We start from the raw sequence: 15,349 nt of genomic DNA on the forward strand, positions 1-15,349 counted from the left end.
CGCGCGGGGGAAGAGTGGAGGCCGTGGTGGACCGGGAGGTGCGGGGGCCGTCGGCGGACGCGACGCGACCCGCCCGCACCGACTCCGACATCGACTCCGAGCTCGACACCGACTTCCAGGTCGAGTTCGAGGAAGAGCTCGAGCACCACCACCTCTGGCACCGCGAGGGCCAGCGCCACCACTTCGGCGGGGACTCCCCGCTGCTCGGGCCGCGGACGGCCGCGCTCGTGCGCTACGTCCCGCGCGCGCACCCCGCCGGGTTCATCGTCGGCACGGCCTTCGCGCTGATCTCCCTGACGCCGTCGCTCATCCCCCGCACGTACCTCTTCCAAGGGCTCGCGACCGGGATCTCCGGGGGGCTCGGGTACGGGCTCGGCGTGGCGCTCGCCTGGCTCGCGGTCCGGCTCGCCCGGGCGATCCGCCGCGGCACGCACGTCACGCGCACGGCGCCCGTCTGGTTCACGCCGGGCTCGTGGGTCGTCCTGGTCGTCACCGCGGTCGTCGCCCTGCTCTGGATGCTCATCGCCGGCGCCGGCTGGCAGCGGCAGGTCGCCGTGCTCATGGGCATCGAGCAGCCCACCACCGACGGCTGGCTGCGCGCGGGGCCCGTGGCGCTAGTGGTGGCGGGCCTCATCGTCGGCTTCGGGCGCGGCGTGCGGTGGCTCGCGGCGCGGCTCGCCGACCTGCTGCGGCGCCGCGCCCACGTCCCCGGCCGCGTCGCCGGCGTGGCGGCGACCCTGCTGGTGCTGCTGCTCGTCGTCACCGTCGCCGACGCCCTCGTCCTGCGCACCGGTCTGCGTGTCGCGGACGCGGCGTTCAGCGCGACCAACAACACGTCCTACCCCGGCGTCGTCGCCCCGGCGTCGCCGCTGCGCTCGGGCTCGCCGGCCTCCCTCGTGCGGTGGGACACGCTCGGGCGCGAGGGCCAGGACTTCGTCGCCGGCGGACCCCCGACCGCGCGGCTGGCGGCCGCGTCGGGACGTCCGGCCGTGGATCCCATCCGCGCCTACGTCGGCCTGCTCTCCGCGCCGAGCCCCGAGGAGCGCGCCGCGCTCGCCGTCGCCGAGCTGGAGCGCACCGGCGCCTTCGACCGCTCGGTGATCGCCGTCGTGACCACCACCGGTACCGGCTGGATCGACGACCCCGTGGCCGACTCCCTGGAGATGATCTGGGGCGGCGACACCGCGATCGTCGCCACCCAGTACTCGTACCTGCCGAGCTGGCTGTCGTTCCTCGTCGACCGCACGCGCGCGCAGGCCGAGGGACGGGCCCTGTTCGACGCCGTGCACGCGCGGATCGCGCAGATGCCCCCGGACCGGCGCCCGCGGCTGTTCGCGTTCGGCGAGAGCCTGGGCTCGCAGGGTTCGGAGGCCGCGTTCTCGTCTCTCGAGGACGCCCGCACCCAGGCCGACGGCGTGCTCTGGGTCGGGCCGCCGAACTCCAACCGCCTCCACGCGTCGCTCACCGCGCGCCGCGATCCCGGGACGTCCGAAATCCTCCCCGTGGTCGGTGACGGGCGGGACGTCCGCTTCGGCGCGACCATCGCGGACCTCGGGCGCCCGCCCTCGGTGTGGTCCCCGCCACACGTGGTCTATCTCCAGCACGCGTCGGACCCGGTCGTCTGGTGGTCGCCCGCCCTGCTCTGGAGCCGTCCGGACTGGCTCGCCGAGCCCCGCGGACCAGACGTCTCCGAGGCGATGGACTGGTACCCGGTGGTGACGTTCTGGCAGGTCACCATCGATCTGACCAACTCGCTGTCGGTGCCGGACGGGCACGGGCACCAGTACCGCGGCGTCATGGTCGGAGGATGGCTCTCACTGGGTACCCCTGCGGGGTGGACCCCTGCGGACACCGCCCGAGTGGCAGGCATGCTGGGCGTGTGACCGCTCCCCAGCCCACGGCCACGCCCGCGTGCCCCTCGACCAGCTCGACCGGCCCGGCCGGTCCGGCCGACGGGAGTGACGACACCGAGGGGGAGAAGCCGTCCCACTGGCGGCGGCTCGCCCCGCCGGTGGCGCTCGCGGCCCTGCTGCTCGTGTGGAGCAACGTCGTGCTCCCGGCGCTGCCCGCCGACGCGGTCCTCAAGGCCCTGTTCAACGTCGGCGGGGTCGCGGCCATGGTCACCGTGGCGCGCCTGCTCGGCCTGACCTGGGCCGACCTCGGCATCGGTCGCGGCACCTGGGGGGCGGGCCTGCGCTGGGGCGGCGCGGCCATCGGCGTCGCCGTCCTCGGATACGGCGCCGTGCTGATCGTGGCACCCCACCTGCTCGAGAACCCCCAGCTCGCCGGCGCCTCACCCGGCGCGCTGCTGCTGCGCGGCCTGCTGCTCATCCCGCTGGGCACCGTGCTGGCCGAGGAGCTGGCCTTCCGCGGCGTGCTGCACGGCCGCTCGGTGCGCTCCCTGCCCGTCCGCGCGGCGCTCGGCGTCTCCGCCGTCGCGTTCGGCCTGTGGCACCTCACCGTCGCGATGGGCCCCTCGGCCGTGCCGCTGCCGCCGACCCTGCAGTGGACGTCCGCCCTCGCCGTGCTCGCCGTGACGATCACCGGCGGTCTCGCCCTGGGCTGGCTGCGCCACCGCACCGGATCGGTGCTCGCCCCCATCGGCCTGCACCTCGGCACGAACGCCGTCGGCATCGTCGCCGCGGGGGTCGCGCTCGCCCACTGACCCGGCCGTCAGCGGAGAGGTGCGCGCAGCGCGACAATCACCCGATGAGCGTCGTCGACAACGCCGTGTACGTGAGCGGGGCGCGCGAGACGGAGCCGGACTCCCTCGACGGCACGCTCGCGCTGCTGCGCGACCGCGAGCGGGCGGCCGACGGCCCCGACGACGGCTTCGCGTGGATCGGCCTGCTGCGCCCCGACCAGGACGAGCTCGACCAGCTGGCCCGGGAGCTCGCGCTCCCCGCGCTCGCCGTCGAGGACGCCATCCACGCCCATCAGCGACCGAAGCTGGAGCGCTACGACGACGTCGAGTTCGTGGTGCTGCGACCCGCCTGGTACGTCGACGAGGACGAGGACGTCCAGGTCGGTGAGGTCCACCTGTTCCTCGGGCAGGACTTCGTCGTCACCGTGCGGCACGCCGAGACCCCCGACCTGTCGTCCGTGCGCGCCCGGCTCGAGCAGGACCCGACGCTGCTGGCCCAGGGCCCGCGGGCGGTGCTGTACGCCGTGCTGGACCGCATCGTGGACGACTACCACCCCGTCGTCCGCGGCCTCCGCCACGACATCGACCAGATCGAGACCCAGGTCTTCGGCGGCGACCCGAGCGTCTCGCGCCGCATCTACCAGCTCTCGCGCGAGGTGATCGAGCTGCAGCGCGCCGTCGACCCGCTGCGCGACGTCCTCGACGGGCTGCTCGCCGAGACCACCGACGACCCGGAGGGCGTGACGCTGCACCGCGGCCTGCGCGACGTGGCCGACCACGTCGCCCAGACCATCGAGTCGGCGGACAACTTCCGCCAGCTGCTGGGCAACATCCTGCAGGTGAACGCCGCGCTCGTGGGGCAGCGCCAGAACGAGGAGATGCGGACGCTCTCCGAGACGAGCCTCGCGCAGGGCGAGGAGGTCAAGAAGATCTCCTCGTGGGCGGCCATCCTCTTCACGCCGTCCCTGATCGGTGCGATCTACGGGATGAACTTCGAGCACATGCCCGAACTGGGCTGGGTGTACGGCTATCCGTTCGCGCTGGGACTCATGGTCCTCACCGCGGTCGTGCTCTACCTCGTCTTCCGCAAGCGCGGCTGGCTGTAGCCGCGGGCGGGTCCGGACATCGGCGTGAGATCCGCCCGAGCCCTCGACGGCGGCGCGAAAGCGAGGTTAGCCTCCCCTCACTGAACAGGAGGCTGCGATGACGCTGCGACTGCCCACCGGCGAGGTGACGGTGCTGCTCGGCGAGCAGATCGTGCGCCGGCGGCTGATGGCGATGCTCGACGAGACGTCGGGGGCGCCGGCGGAGCGTGTGACGGCCGAGGCGGGGACGGGCGTCGCGGAGCGGCGCCGACGCCTCGAGGACGCCGGCGGCGCCGCGATCGTGCTGGTCGACCGGCTCACCGACGGGCTCGACGCCACCGGGCGCCGTGCCGTGCTGGGCGCGCTCGCGGGCGTGGCCGCAGGGGGCGCCGCGGTGCTGGTGGACGACGACGACTGCGTCGCCGCCCTGGCGGTGGCCGACGGGACGCTGCGCGCCGACCCGATGCGCGGGCTCGTGCTCGAACCCACGGACGGGTCGGTCGCGCCGCTCGAGGAGCTCTACCGGGCCTCGTAGGTGAGGCAGTCGGCGACGTCGCGGCCCGCGCCGATCTCCACCGAGCCGGCCGTGCACTCGAGCTTGTCGTTGAACTTGCACTCCGAGCGGTGGCAGGCGCCGACGACGCCGTTGCCGGACACGCCGCCCTTGAAGGAGATCTCGACGAAGGTGCCGCACTTCGCGTTGTCGCCGGCCACCGTGATGGCGGCCGCGTGGCAGGACGAGCTTTCGTTGTAGGCGCAGGACGTCACCGAACAGCCCTGGACCGTGGGCAGGCTCTGGATCGAGGTCATGGCGACGATGGTGGCGGGCCCGGCGGGCGTCCCGCCACGCAGTGAAGGCTGCCCTGAGCAGGGCGAAACGGGCGCACCGATCGCGGCGACCTGCGGCGACGCAGGCGACACGCGCGACAAACCGCCGAATGTATGATCCAGGTCACCAACGCTTGCACTCGTCCGGGCCGCCGGGGGTGAGGATGGCCTGCCCTCACCGCGCCGCGAAGATCAGGAGTGGACAACCGGCACTTCCCAGGACGGACCGGGCAGGCCACGGTGGATCACACCACCATCGCCGGCCGAGGGGAGCGCCCCCGGATGACCGAGACCGTCCCGAGAACCGCGCACGTCGGGCAGAGCCTCCCCCGCCGGGAGGATGCGGCACTGCTCACCGGACGCGGCACCTGGACCGACGACATCGCACCGCCCGGAGCGGTCCACCTGGCGGTCGTCCGCAGCCCCGTCGCCCACGCCCGGGTCACGGCCGTGGACACCGCCGCCGCCCGGGAGCACCCCGGCGTGGTCGCCGTCCTCACCGGCGCCGACCTCGCCGACGAGTTCGCCGCCGGCATCCCGTGCGGCTGGCCCGTCACCGAGGACATCCTCGTGCCGGAGCACCCGCCGCTCGCCCGCGACGAGGTCAACCACGTCGGCGACGGGGTCGCGGTCGTCGTCGCCACCGGGGCGGCCGCGGCCCGCGACGCCGCGGAGCTCGTGGTCGTCGACTACGACGAGCTGCCCGCGGTGGTGGACGTCGAGGCCGCCCTCGAGCCCGGGGCGCCGCTGGTGCACGAGGAGTTCGGCACCAACCACTGCTACACGTGGCCGCTCGCGGTCGGCGACGTCGACGCCGCGCTGGCCGAGGCCGACGTCGTGGTGGAGGGCCGCTACGTCCAGCAGCGCGTGATGGCCTCGCCGATGGAGCCGCGCGCCGTCGTCGTCACCCCGGACGCCGTGGGCGGCGGCTTCACGATCCACACCTCCACCCAGGTGCCGCACTTCGTGCGCGACATCCTCGCCGCGATCTGCGGCATCTCCGACACGAAGCTGCGCGTCGTCGCGCCCGACGTCGGAGGCGGCTTCGGGGCGAAGCTCAACGTGTACGCCGAGGAGGCGCTCGCCCTCGTGCTGGCGCGCCGGCTGCGGCGCCCCGTGAAGTGGACCGAGACCCGCTCCGAGCACCACGTCGCGACGACGCACGGCCGCGGCCAGGTCCAGCACATGACCGTCGGGGCGAGGCGCGACGGGACGATCCTCGGGATGAAGGTCCGCCTCGTCGCGGACATGGGCGCCTACCTGCAGCTGCTGACGCCGGGGATCGCGGTGTTCGGCGCGTTCACCTACTGCGGGCTCTACGACTTCGGCGCCTACGACTTCGCCTGCGAGGGCGTGTTCACCAACCTCACCCCGACCGACGCCTACCGCGGCGCCGGGCGCTCGGAGGCGGCGTACGCCCACGAGCGCGTCCTCGACGACCTCGCGCGGGCCCTGGAGATGGACCCCGCGGAGCTGCGGCTGCGCAACTTGCACCCGCCCTTCAGCGAGCCCCGCACCGTCCCGTCCGGCGTGCAGTACGACTCGGGCGACTACGAGAAGGCGATGCGCCGGGCGCTCGAGCTCGTCGACTACGAGGGGCTGCGGGCCGAACAGCGGCGGCGTCGGGCCGACGGCGACCCCGTCGAGCTCGGCGTCGGGATCGGCAACTTCACCGAGTCCGGCGGGCTGTCGCCGTCGAAGGTCGCAGCCGGGGTGCGGCTGCAGAGCGGCGGGTGGGAGGCCGCGACGGTCCGGATGACGACGGCCGGGCGCGCGGAGGTCGTCACCGGCACCAGCCCGCACGGGCAGGGTCACGAGACGGCGTGGGCGCAGATCACGGCCGACTCGCTCGGCATCGACCCCGCCGACGTGGAGGTGTTCCACTCCGACACGATGGTCGCCCCGTTCGGCCGCGACACCTACGGCTCGCGCAGCCTCGCGGTCGGCGGCACGGCGGTGTACGGGGCGGCGGAGAAGGTCGCGGCGAAGGCCCGCACGCTCGCCGCGCACCTGCTCGAGGCGTCGGAGGACGACCTGCAGTTCGTCGGCGGGGTGTTCTCGGTCGCCGGGACGTCGGGGCCCTCGATCACGATCCAGGAGGTGGCCGGCGCGGCGTCGCTGGCGGCGGACCTGCCCGAGGGCATGGAGCCCAACCTCACCGCCGACCACCACTTCGACCCGCCGAACTTCACCTGGCCGTTCGGCACGCACGTCGCCGTCGTCGAGGTCGACACCGAGACCGGACGCACGACGGTGCGCCGCTTCGTCGCCGTCGACGACTGCGGACGGATCGTCAACCCGCAGATCGTCGACGGTCAGCTGCACGGCGGGATCGCGCAGGGCATCGCGCAGGCGCTCTACGAGCACGCGACCTTCGACGAGGCGGGCCAGCCGACGGCCGCCACGCTCGCGGACTACGCGGTGCCCGCGGCGAGCGACCTGCCGAGCTTCGAGCTCGACCAGACGGTCACGCTCTCGCCCACCAACCCGCTCGGCGCCAAGGGCATCGGTGAGTCCGGGGCGATCGGGTCGTCGCCGGCGGTGGTCAACGCGGCCATCGACGCGCTGGCCGCCCGGGGCGTCACGCACCTCGACATGCCGCTCACCCCGCAGCGGGTCTGGCGTGCGCTCTCCGACGCGGCCAGGGTGTGATCCATGACCGCCACGGACACCGAGACGCGGTACGACTACGGCGGCGACGAGTTCGTCTACGTCGAGCTCTCCCCGGCGATGAGCCTGCCGGTGCACTTCACGTCGCTGGGGATCACGCGGCGACTGGCGGAGGAGGCGATCCCCGGGGTCGAGGAGATCGCGCCGTCGAACGCGTCGTACATGGTCCGCGTCGACCCCGACCGCCTGCACCCGCGCGACCTCGTCCGCGAGCTGCAGCGGATCGAGGGCGAGGTCGGCGGGCACTCGGACGACCTGACCGTCGCCACGCGCATCATCGACGTGCCGATCATGCTGAACGACCCGTGGACCCACGAGGTCCTCATGAAGTTCCGCGACCGCCACCAGGACCCGACGGGCACCGATCTCGACTACGGCGCCCGGATCAACGGCTACTCGTCGACCGAGGACTTCATCGACGCGCTCGCCGCCTCGCCGTACCTGGTGACGATGATGGGCTTCGTCCCCGGGCTGCCGTGGTGCTTCCAGCTGGTGCCCCGGGAGCGTCAGGTCGAGGTGCCCAAGTACGTCCGCCCGCGCACCGAGACCCCGGAGCGCGCGTTCGGGTTCGGGGGCGCGTTCGCCGTGATCTACCCCGTGAAGGGCGCCGGCGGTTACCAGCTCTTCGGCTCGGCGCCGGCGCCGATCTTCGACGGCGAGCAGCGCCTGCCGGACTTCGCCGAGAACGACTCGGTGGTGTTCTTCCGGCACGGCGACGTCATCAACTACCGGCGCGTCGACCAGGAGGAGTACGACGACGTGCGCGCGCAGGTCGACGCCGGCACCTGGCGGTACTCCTACAAGGAGCTCGAGTTCTCGCCGAGCCGGTTCCTCGCCGACCCGGACGGCACCAACGCCGCGATGAAGGAGGTGCTGTACGGATGAGCATCCGCGTCGTCGATCCCGGTCTCGAGACGACGGTCCAGGACACCGGGCGGCTCGGCTACTACAGCATCGGCTTCCCGCCGTCGGGCGCGCTGGACTCGTTCGCCTACCACGTCGGCAACGCGCTGGTCGGCAACGAGGCGGGCGCCGCGGCCCTCGAGGCCGTGTACCTCGGCCCGACACTGGAGTTCACGCAGGACACCGTCATCGCCGTGACCGGCGCGGACATCCCGGCGTTCGTGGACGGCGAGGAGATCCCGCTGTGGGAGTCCGTGGCCGTGTCGGCGGGCTCGGTGCTGACGTTCGGCCAGCTGCGCGCGGGCGCCCGCCCGTACGTCGCCGTCGCCGGCGGCATCGACGTGCCGCTCTACTACGGCAGCCGCTCGACCTACACGCTCGTGGGGATCGGCGGCTTCCAGGGTCGGGCGCTGCAGGCCGGCGACGAGCTCCCGCTCGGCTCGCTCGCGCGGGACCCGCGGGCCGGGCGCCGTGTCGATCCGTCGGACGTGCCCGTGCACCCGTCGACCGCCGAGGTGCACCTGCTGGTCGGCCTGCACAGCTACCGGCTCACCGAGGACAGCCTCGCGCGCTTCACCGACACCGAGTGGAAGGTGACCCCGGACGCCAACCGCGTCGGCTACCGGTTCCGCGGCGCCGAGCTGGAGTTCGTGCCGCGCGAGCAGCCCTTCGGGGCCGGCAGCGACCCGGCGAACGTCACCGACTGCGGCTACCCGGTCGGATCGGTGCAGGTGCCCGGCGGCGTCGAGCCGATCGTGCTGCTGCAGGACGCGGTCACGGGCGGCGGCTACGCGACGCTCGGCACCGTCGTCTCCGTCGACCGCGACCGGCTCGCCCAGACCAAGACGGGCGACCGGACCCGCTTCGTGCCCGTCGACCTCGACGGGGCGCTGGAGGTGCGGCGGGACCGCCTCGCCGCACTCGACCGCATCCGATCCGCACTCGCGTCCTAGGGGGTCCCCCGGTGGCCAGTCACAAGATCACCTCTCGTACGCCCGGCGTCTTCTACCACCGGCCCTCGCCCGACGCGGATCCCTACGTGACGACGGGGGCCTCCGTCGCCGAGGGCGACACGGTCGGGCTGGTCGAGGTCATGAAGACGTTCCACGAGGTCAAGGCCGACGCCGCGGGCACCGTGTCGGCGTTCCTCGTCGAGAACGAGGACGAGGTGACGATCGGCCAGGACCTGGTCGAGCTGGAGACGTGAGCGAGGGTCTGCGGTCGGTCCTCGTCGCCAACCGCGGCGAGATCGCGCTGCGCGTCGTGCGGGCCTGCCGGGAGCTCGGGATCCGGTCGGTGGCGGTGTACTCGGACGCCGACGCCGAGGCCGCCCACGTCCGGATGGCCGACGACGCCGTGCACCTCGGGAAGTCGGCGGCGTCCAAGAGCTACCTCGACGCCGACGCCGTGCTCGAGGCCGCGCGCTCGGCCGGCGTCGACGCGGTGCACCCCGGCTACGGGTTCCTCTCCGAGCGCCCCGCGTTCGCCGCGGCCGTCGAGGAGGCGGGGCTGGTGTTCGTCGGGCCGCCGTCGTCGGTGATCGCGACGATGGGGGACAAGGCGGCGGCGCGGGCGCTCGCGCGGTCGGCCGACGTGCCGGTCGTGCCGGGCTCCGACGAGGTCGCGTCGGTCGACGACGCCGTCGCCGCGGCCGAGGAGGTCGGCTACCCGGTGCTGGTCAAGGCGTCGGCCGGTGGTGGAGGGCGGGGCATCCGGCCGGCCGCGACCGCCGACGAGCTGCGCGACGTGGTGGTCGAGGCGCAGCGGGAGGCCGCGTCGGCGTTCGGGTCGGACGCGGTCTACGTCGAGCGCGCGTTGCCGGGGCCCAAGCACGTCGAGGTGCAGGTCCTCGCCGACACCCACGGCAACGTCGTCCACTGCTTCGAGCGGGAGTGCTCGCTGCAGCGCCGGCGTCAGAAGATCCTGGAGGAGGCGCCGGCGCCGGGGCTCGACCCGTCGGTGCGTTCCTCGTTGTGCGACGCGGCCGTGCGCCTGGCGCGCGAGGTGGGTTACGTGGGCGCCGGGACCGTGGAGTTCCTGGTGGACGGTGAGGAGTTCTTCTTCATCGAGATGAACACCCGCATCCAGGTCGAGCACCCGATCACCGAGTGGGTCACCGGTCTCGATCTCGTCGCCGAGCAGCTGCGCATCGCCGGCGGGGCGGAGCTGTCGGTGGGTCAGGACGACATCGCGTGCCGCGGGGCGTCGATCGAGTTCCGGGTCAACGCGGAGGACCCCGACCAGGACTTCCTGCCGTCGCCGGGTTCCGTCGATGGCCTCGAACTGCCGGGCGGCCCGGGTGTCCGCGTCGACACCGCGCTGATGGCCGGCGACGTCGTGCCGCCGTTCTACGACTCGCTCGTCGCCAAGCTCTCGGTCTGGGCGCCCACCCGTGCCGAGGCCCTCGCCCGCGGCCGGCGCGCCCTCGCCGAGTACCGCGTCGAGGGCCTGCCGACCACGATCGGCCTGCACCGCCGCCTGCTCGACGAGCCGGCCGTCATCGACGGGAGCTACGACATCACGACGCTGGAATCGTGGCTGGCCGGAGCAACGGACTAGGACCGAAGGACCTATCTCGTTCCGCGACGTGGAGCTGACGCACCGTCACCTGCACACTGCTGGGAGTAGTGATACGAGGAGAGACCATGTCGCTCCAAGGTCGTACGGGTGACTCCGGGCAGCTCGCGGGACCGGTCCGGCCCGAGCACCGTGCCGGACACGTCCAGCACCACGGCCCGGGGGTCCAGGCCATCCGGCGGGACATCCTCGAGGGCGAGCAGATCTACGGCATCTTCGGCGACCGGCGCGGCCCGACCGTCCTCAATCGGGATCACGAACCGGCGCGTGCTGCTCATGGACGCGGCGTACGAGGACGGACGCGTGGCGCTGACCTCGGTGCCGCTGCGCCAGATCGTCAGCTGCTCGTACATCACGGCGGTCGACGAGCCGGTCACCGAGGCGACCGTGGTGGGCATCAAGGTGGGCCGGAACATGTTCGAGGTCAGCTGCGCGTCGCCCGACGAGGCGCAGGACGTGCACGGCCTGATCATGTGGCACCTGATCGGCCTGTAGCGCTCAGCCGCGCAGCAGTTCGACCGCGGGCACCCGCTCGACGCCGGCGTCGTCGAAGCGCCGCACCAGGGCCTCGACGATCTCGACGGCGTTGGGACGGTCGCCGTGCAGGCAGATCGTGTCGACCTCGACGTCGAGGTTCTTGCCGGACGTCGAGGTCACGTGGCCGTCGAGCAGGTCGAGGGCCTGCTGGGCGACGGCGTCGGGGTCCTTCGCCTTCGGCTCGGGCTCGACGATGATGTGGCCCTCGTCGGTGTACTCGAGGTCGGCGAAGCCCTCGCGGGCCACGGTCGCGCCGAGCGAGCGGGCGAGCTCGGCGGTGGGGCCCGCGAGCCAGAAGATCATGAGGTCCGGGTCGAGGCGCAGCACGGCCTCGGTGATCGCCGTCGTGATCTCCGGGTCGGTCAGCGCCATGCCGTAGAGCGCCCCGTGCGGCTTCACGTGCACGACCTCGGCGCCCTCCGCGCGGGCCGTCGCCTGCAATGCACCGGTCTGGTACAGCACCAGCTGCGCCGCCTCGTCCGGGCGCAGGGCCATCCGCCGCCGCCCGAACCCGACGAGGTCGGGCAGGCCGGGGTGGGAGCCGATCGCGGTGCCGGTGGCGACGGCGGTGCGCACCGACTCGCGCATCGTCACCGGGTCGCTGGCGTGGAAGCCGCAGGCCACGTTCACCGAGGTCACGTGCGTCATGAGCTCGCTGTCGTGGCCGAGCTTCCAGCGCCCGAGGCTCTCGCCGGCGTCGGCGTTGAGGTCGACACGGGTCTTCATGGTCGGACAGTCTCCGCCCGGAACGCGTCGAGGTGAACCTCTGCCCACTCCCGAAATGTCCGTGCCGGGCGCCCGAGCAGATCCGGGACGACGGTCGTGACGTGCCCGTCGTCGTACTCCCCGCCACGGAAGAAGCGGAAGAAGGCGTCGACGTACCGCTCGGGCATCGACCGGCTCATCCGCGCCCGGGCCTCGTCGTCGGGCTCCGGCTCGAGGCGCAGGTCGCGGCCGAGGAGGTCGGCCAGGATCGCCAGGCGCTCGGCGGGCACGGAGGCCTCGGGGCCGGTGAGGCGCAGGCTCCGACCGGCCAGGTCGCCGTCCGTCAGCGCGTGGGCCGCAACGGCGCCGATGTCGGCGGGGTCGATGACGGCGACCCCGACGTCGGCGAACGGCTCGCGGACGACGCCGGTCAGCGGCGCCCACCCGAGCGCGTTCGACATGAACCCGCTCGGCCGCAGCACCGTCCACGCGAGCCCCGAGTCCCGGACGGCCGCCTCGGACACGACGTTGAACCGTGTCACCGCGTTGTCGAGGTCGCCGCCGACCACCGCGCCGGTCGAGAGCAGCACGACCCGGCGCACCCCGGCTGCCGCCATGTCGGCGAGCAGCCCGGGCGGGTCGGGGTGGCCGGCCGGGAGGAACACCGCGTCCACTCCCCGCCAGGCGTCCGACACCGTTGCGCGGTCGCCGAGGTCCCCGGCCACGGGTCTCGCCCCGTCGACGGCCGTGCCATGTCGTGACAACGCCCGGACCTCGGGCACCCCGCGCGCGACCAGCGCCCGGACGACCTCCGCGCCCACGTTCCCCGTCGCTCCGGCGACCAGCGCCGTGTCGATGTCCATGGCCGCGATGGTGGTCGCCGCGAGGGAACCGCGGGGTGCCCTCAGGCGAGCTCGTGCGCGTGCTCCTCGGCCCACGCGGTCAGCGCCGTGAGCGGGGCGAGGAGCGAGACGCCGAGCTCGGTGAGCCGGTAGTCCCCGCCGCGGGTCGCCGGTCGGACGACGAGCCCGGCGTCCACGAGGCGCCGCAGGGTCTGGGTCAGCATCTTCTTGCTGATCCCGCCGGCCCGCTCGAGCAGCGCCGAGTACCGCCGGGGACCGTGGGCGAGGCCCACGATCACCACCACCGACCAGGTGTCGGCGATGAGTTCCAGCGCCGAGCGGGCGGGACAGTCGGCGAGGAAGACGTCCGGCGCGGGCGCGCTCACGCGCCCGGGGCGGACGGCACGGGACGCTCGACGGTGAGGGAGTCCAGGCCGGCGCGGATGCCCTCGGCGAGGAAGGCGATCTCCTCGTCGCCGACGGTCAGCGCCGGCGACACCGCGACGCCCTTGCCGAGCCCGCGCACCAGCACGCCCGCCTTCCGCGCCGCGCGCAGCAGCACGTTGGGGGCGTCGGGGATCGCGTCGAGCACCTCCTGCTCCAGCTCGACGGCGGCCAGGAACCCGAAGCCGGCGCGCACCTCGTGGACGTAGGGGTGTGAGGTCAGCGGGGCGAGCGCCTCGAACAGCGGCATCTCCAGCTCCCCGCCGCGCTGGATCAGGTTCTCGCGCTCGTAGATGTCGAGCGTCGCGAGCCCGGCCGCGCAGCACGTCGGGTGGCCCGAGTAGGTCGGGCCGTGGCGCAGGGTGCGCTCGCCGGGGGTGGTCCACCACGGGGCGGCGACCTCGCCGGAGGCGATCACTCCGCCCAGCGGGAGGTAGCCGGCGGTGACGCCCTTGGCGAACGTGATCATGTCGGGCCGCACGCCGAAGCGCTCGATGCCGAACCACGTGCCGAGCCGCCCGAACCCGCAGATCACCGCGTCGATCACCAGCAGCACGCCGTGGCGGCGGCACAGCTCGGCGACGCCCTCCACGTAGCCGTCGACGGGCAGGTGGACCCCGCCGGCACCGGTGACGGGCTCGATGACGAACGCCGCGATCCGCTCCGGGCCCACCTCCGCGAAGATCTTCTCCACGCCGTCGAGGTCGTGCAGCGGGGCGACGGTGTTCTCCCCGGCGAGCACGCCCCAGCCCTCGCGGTTCGGCGGGATGCCGGTGATCGACGTGCCGTAGCCGTGGGTGCCGTGGTACCCGGTCTCGCGGGACACGACGTGCACGCGCTGGTGCTCGCCGCGCGCCTGCCAGTAGCCGCGCGCGATCTTCACCGCGGTGTCGATCCCGTCCGCGCCGCCCGACCCGAAGAACACCTTCGCGTCGTCGACGGGCGCGAGCCCGGCGAGGCGGTCGGCGAGCTCGAGGGCCGGACGGTTCGCGATGTCGGCGAAGCACGAGTACGCCTCGAGCTTGCCCATCTGGGCCATCGCGGCCTCGACGATCTCCTGCCGCCCGTGGCCGAGGTTCGCGTACCAGAGGCTCGCGCAGCCGTCGAGGTACCGCCGGCCCTCCTCGTCGAAGACCCACGGGCCCTCGCCGCGGTCGACGACGAACTCGTGGCCGTCCACGGCCGCCATGTCGGAGAACGGATGCCACAGCCGGGTGCTCATGGTTCGGATTCTCCGCGTTCGGCGCGGGCCACGGCACCCCCGCGGCATGATCCGCGCACCGGGACGGATCATGGCGTGGCCCCTGGCGTCGATGTGGGTCGCCGACCGGACGACGAGCAGCGCCGGGCACAGCTGCGCGAGGAGCGCGACCTCGTTGGGCGCCACCTCCGCGCGGTGCTCGACGGCTTCCACGACAGGTCGTGGCGCCGCGCGCGCCACGCTCCCGCCGATCATCTCTGGCGCGCCGCCCAGGGCTTGCGTGAGATCGAGGACGCGGTGGAGAGCTGAGCCGAGGCCGCGGAGGTGCTGGAGATGCTTCGGAAACCGAAGCGTCTCCAGGCACCCCGAGCCTCACCCGGCGCCGCCGCCCCGGGGAGGCGCCCCGCCACGCGGTCGAGGGGGATGAGCTCGGCGCCGGCTCCGGTGCCTACCCCCGGTGGGCGCACCTGGCGTCCCTGCTGACCATGATCCGCCCCGGTGCTCCTCTCACCCGATGACATCGGGTCAGAGGAGCACCCAGGCGGATCATGAGATCAGGGGCGCGGCGATGAAGCCGCCACCCCGAGCCTCACCTCTTCGGCGTCACCGCCGTCAGACGGTCCGCCAACCCGGCCGGCACGTCCCAGTCGCCCGGGAAGCCGGCGCTGCCGTCGTAGCGCCGGGCCGCGTCGAGCACGGCGTCGGCGTCGTCGACACCGATGTGCGAGAAGCGCACCCGCGGCTTGCCGGGCCCGTCGAGGGCGACGTTGCCCGCGTTCGGACAGCCGCCGAGGCAGGGGACGTGGCGCACCCGCACGTCCACGGACCCCGCCACGGCCTCGTCCAGCGCGACCCCGAACGACCCGCTCCCCGGCTCGTCGCGCGGGCAGGTGCGGCAGATCAGCAGAGGCAC

General features: G+C 73.6%; 17 protein-coding genes. 11 read left to right on the plus strand and 6 right to left on the minus strand.

Annotated elements, in window-relative coordinates; all coding sequences use genetic code 11:
- The first annotated feature begins 26 nt into the window (after positions 1 to 26).
- The 4 genes from ACR9E3_RS24935 (at position 27) to ACR9E3_RS24950 (ending at position 4,264) form a co-directional block, all read left to right on the plus strand.
- Positions 27 to 1,883, plus strand: a complete 1,857-nt coding sequence (locus tag ACR9E3_RS24935; protein ID WP_460383361.1) for an alpha/beta hydrolase — start codon at positions 27 to 29, stop codon at positions 1,881 to 1,883.
- Positions 1,880 to 2,665: a lysostaphin resistance A-like protein gene (locus ACR9E3_RS24940; protein ID WP_460383363.1), complete on the plus strand. Its 786-nt coding sequence runs from the start codon at positions 1,880 to 1,882 to the stop codon at positions 2,663 to 2,665. The genes ACR9E3_RS24935 and ACR9E3_RS24940 overlap by 4 nt, the downstream gene beginning before the upstream one ends.
- Positions 2,666 to 2,709: 44 nt before the next feature.
- The gene (corA, locus tag ACR9E3_RS24945; RefSeq protein ID WP_460383365.1) at positions 2,710 to 3,750 is read left to right on the plus strand and encodes a magnesium/cobalt transporter CorA; all 1,041 of its coding nucleotides are present in this window, start codon (positions 2,710 to 2,712) and stop codon (positions 3,748 to 3,750) included.
- 97 nt (positions 3,751 to 3,847) lie between these two features.
- Positions 3,848 to 4,264 (plus strand): hypothetical protein, encoded by a 417-nt coding sequence (locus ACR9E3_RS24950; protein ID WP_460383367.1) that lies wholly within the window; start codon positions 3,848 to 3,850, stop codon positions 4,262 to 4,264.
- Here the strand turns inward: ACR9E3_RS24950 and ACR9E3_RS24955 are convergent.
- Positions 4,249 to 4,539 carry a DUF1540 domain-containing protein gene (locus ACR9E3_RS24955; RefSeq protein ID WP_460383369.1) on the minus strand — a complete coding sequence of 97 codons (291 nt, stop codon included), beginning with the start codon at positions 4,537 to 4,539 and terminating at the stop codon, positions 4,249 to 4,251. The genes ACR9E3_RS24950 and ACR9E3_RS24955 overlap by 16 nt on opposite strands.
- A gap of 300 nt (positions 4,540 to 4,839) precedes the next feature.
- Between ACR9E3_RS24955 and ACR9E3_RS24960 the strand changes: the two genes are divergently transcribed.
- From ACR9E3_RS24960 to ACR9E3_RS24985, 6 genes are all read left to right on the plus strand, one after another.
- Entirely contained in the window at positions 4,840 to 7,209 is a 2,370-nt protein-coding gene (locus tag ACR9E3_RS24960; RefSeq protein WP_460383371.1) for a xanthine dehydrogenase family protein molybdopterin-binding subunit, read from the plus strand.
- A 3-nt stretch (positions 7,210 to 7,212) separates the two neighbouring features.
- Positions 7,213 to 8,112 carry a 5-oxoprolinase subunit B family protein gene (locus ACR9E3_RS24965; RefSeq protein ID WP_460383373.1) on the plus strand — a complete coding sequence of 300 codons (900 nt, stop codon included), beginning with the start codon at positions 7,213 to 7,215 and terminating at the stop codon, positions 8,110 to 8,112.
- Complete coding sequence (locus ACR9E3_RS24970) at positions 8,109 to 9,083, plus strand: 5-oxoprolinase subunit C family protein (RefSeq protein ID WP_460383375.1); 975 nt, start codon at positions 8,109 to 8,111, stop codon at positions 9,081 to 9,083. Before ACR9E3_RS24965 ends, ACR9E3_RS24970 begins: the two co-directional genes overlap by 4 nt.
- Before the next feature lie 11 nt (positions 9,084 to 9,094).
- Positions 9,095 to 9,337: an acetyl-CoA carboxylase gene (locus ACR9E3_RS24975; protein WP_285652261.1), complete on the plus strand. Its 243-nt coding sequence runs from the start codon at positions 9,095 to 9,097 to the stop codon at positions 9,335 to 9,337.
- Complete coding sequence (locus ACR9E3_RS24980) at positions 9,334 to 10,689, plus strand: acetyl-CoA carboxylase biotin carboxylase subunit (protein WP_460383378.1); 1,356 nt, start codon at positions 9,334 to 9,336, stop codon at positions 10,687 to 10,689. The genes ACR9E3_RS24975 and ACR9E3_RS24980 overlap by 4 nt, the downstream gene beginning before the upstream one ends.
- Positions 10,690 to 10,974: 285 nt before the next feature.
- On the plus strand, positions 10,975 to 11,202 hold the full coding sequence (locus ACR9E3_RS24985; protein ID WP_460383380.1) for a hypothetical protein: 228 nt from the start codon (positions 10,975 to 10,977) through the stop codon (positions 11,200 to 11,202).
- Between the two features lie 3 nt (positions 11,203 to 11,205).
- Here ACR9E3_RS24985 and ACR9E3_RS24990 read toward each other — a convergent pair whose 3' ends face one another.
- Genes ACR9E3_RS24990 through ACR9E3_RS25005 form a run of 4 tightly spaced genes read right to left on the minus strand, consistent with a single transcriptional unit; the run spans position 11,206 to position 14,457 of the window.
- A complete protein-coding gene (locus ACR9E3_RS24990) occupies positions 11,206 to 11,970 on the minus strand; it encodes a LamB/YcsF family protein (RefSeq protein ID WP_460383382.1) in 765 nt (254 codons plus the stop codon).
- Positions 11,967 to 12,812, minus strand: coding sequence for an NAD(P)H-binding protein (locus ACR9E3_RS24995; RefSeq protein ID WP_460383384.1), 846 nt, complete (start codon positions 12,810 to 12,812; stop codon positions 11,967 to 11,969). The genes ACR9E3_RS24990 and ACR9E3_RS24995 overlap by 4 nt, the downstream gene beginning before the upstream one ends.
- Positions 12,813 to 12,853: 41 nt before the next feature.
- Positions 12,854 to 13,177: a winged helix-turn-helix transcriptional regulator gene (locus tag ACR9E3_RS25000; protein ID WP_460383386.1), complete on the minus strand. Its 324-nt coding sequence runs from the start codon at positions 13,175 to 13,177 to the stop codon at positions 12,854 to 12,856.
- Entirely contained in the window at positions 13,174 to 14,457 is a 1,284-nt protein-coding gene (locus tag ACR9E3_RS25005) for an aminotransferase family protein (protein ID WP_460383387.1), read from the minus strand. Before ACR9E3_RS25005 ends, ACR9E3_RS25000 begins: the two co-directional genes overlap by 4 nt.
- Before the next feature lie 75 nt (positions 14,458 to 14,532).
- Here ACR9E3_RS25005 and ACR9E3_RS25010 point away from each other — a divergent pair, with 75 nt between their 5' ends.
- On the plus strand, positions 14,533 to 14,745 hold the full coding sequence (locus ACR9E3_RS25010; protein ID WP_460383388.1) for a DUF7711 family protein: 213 nt from the start codon (positions 14,533 to 14,535) through the stop codon (positions 14,743 to 14,745).
- Between the two features lie 280 nt (positions 14,746 to 15,025).
- Here the strand turns inward: ACR9E3_RS25010 and ACR9E3_RS25015 are convergent, their stop codons facing one another.
- A complete protein-coding gene (locus tag ACR9E3_RS25015; protein ID WP_460383389.1) occupies positions 15,026 to 15,349 on the minus strand; it encodes a thioredoxin domain-containing protein in 324 nt (107 codons plus the stop codon).

The organism is Actinomycetospora sp. C-140, from assembly GCF_054796175.1.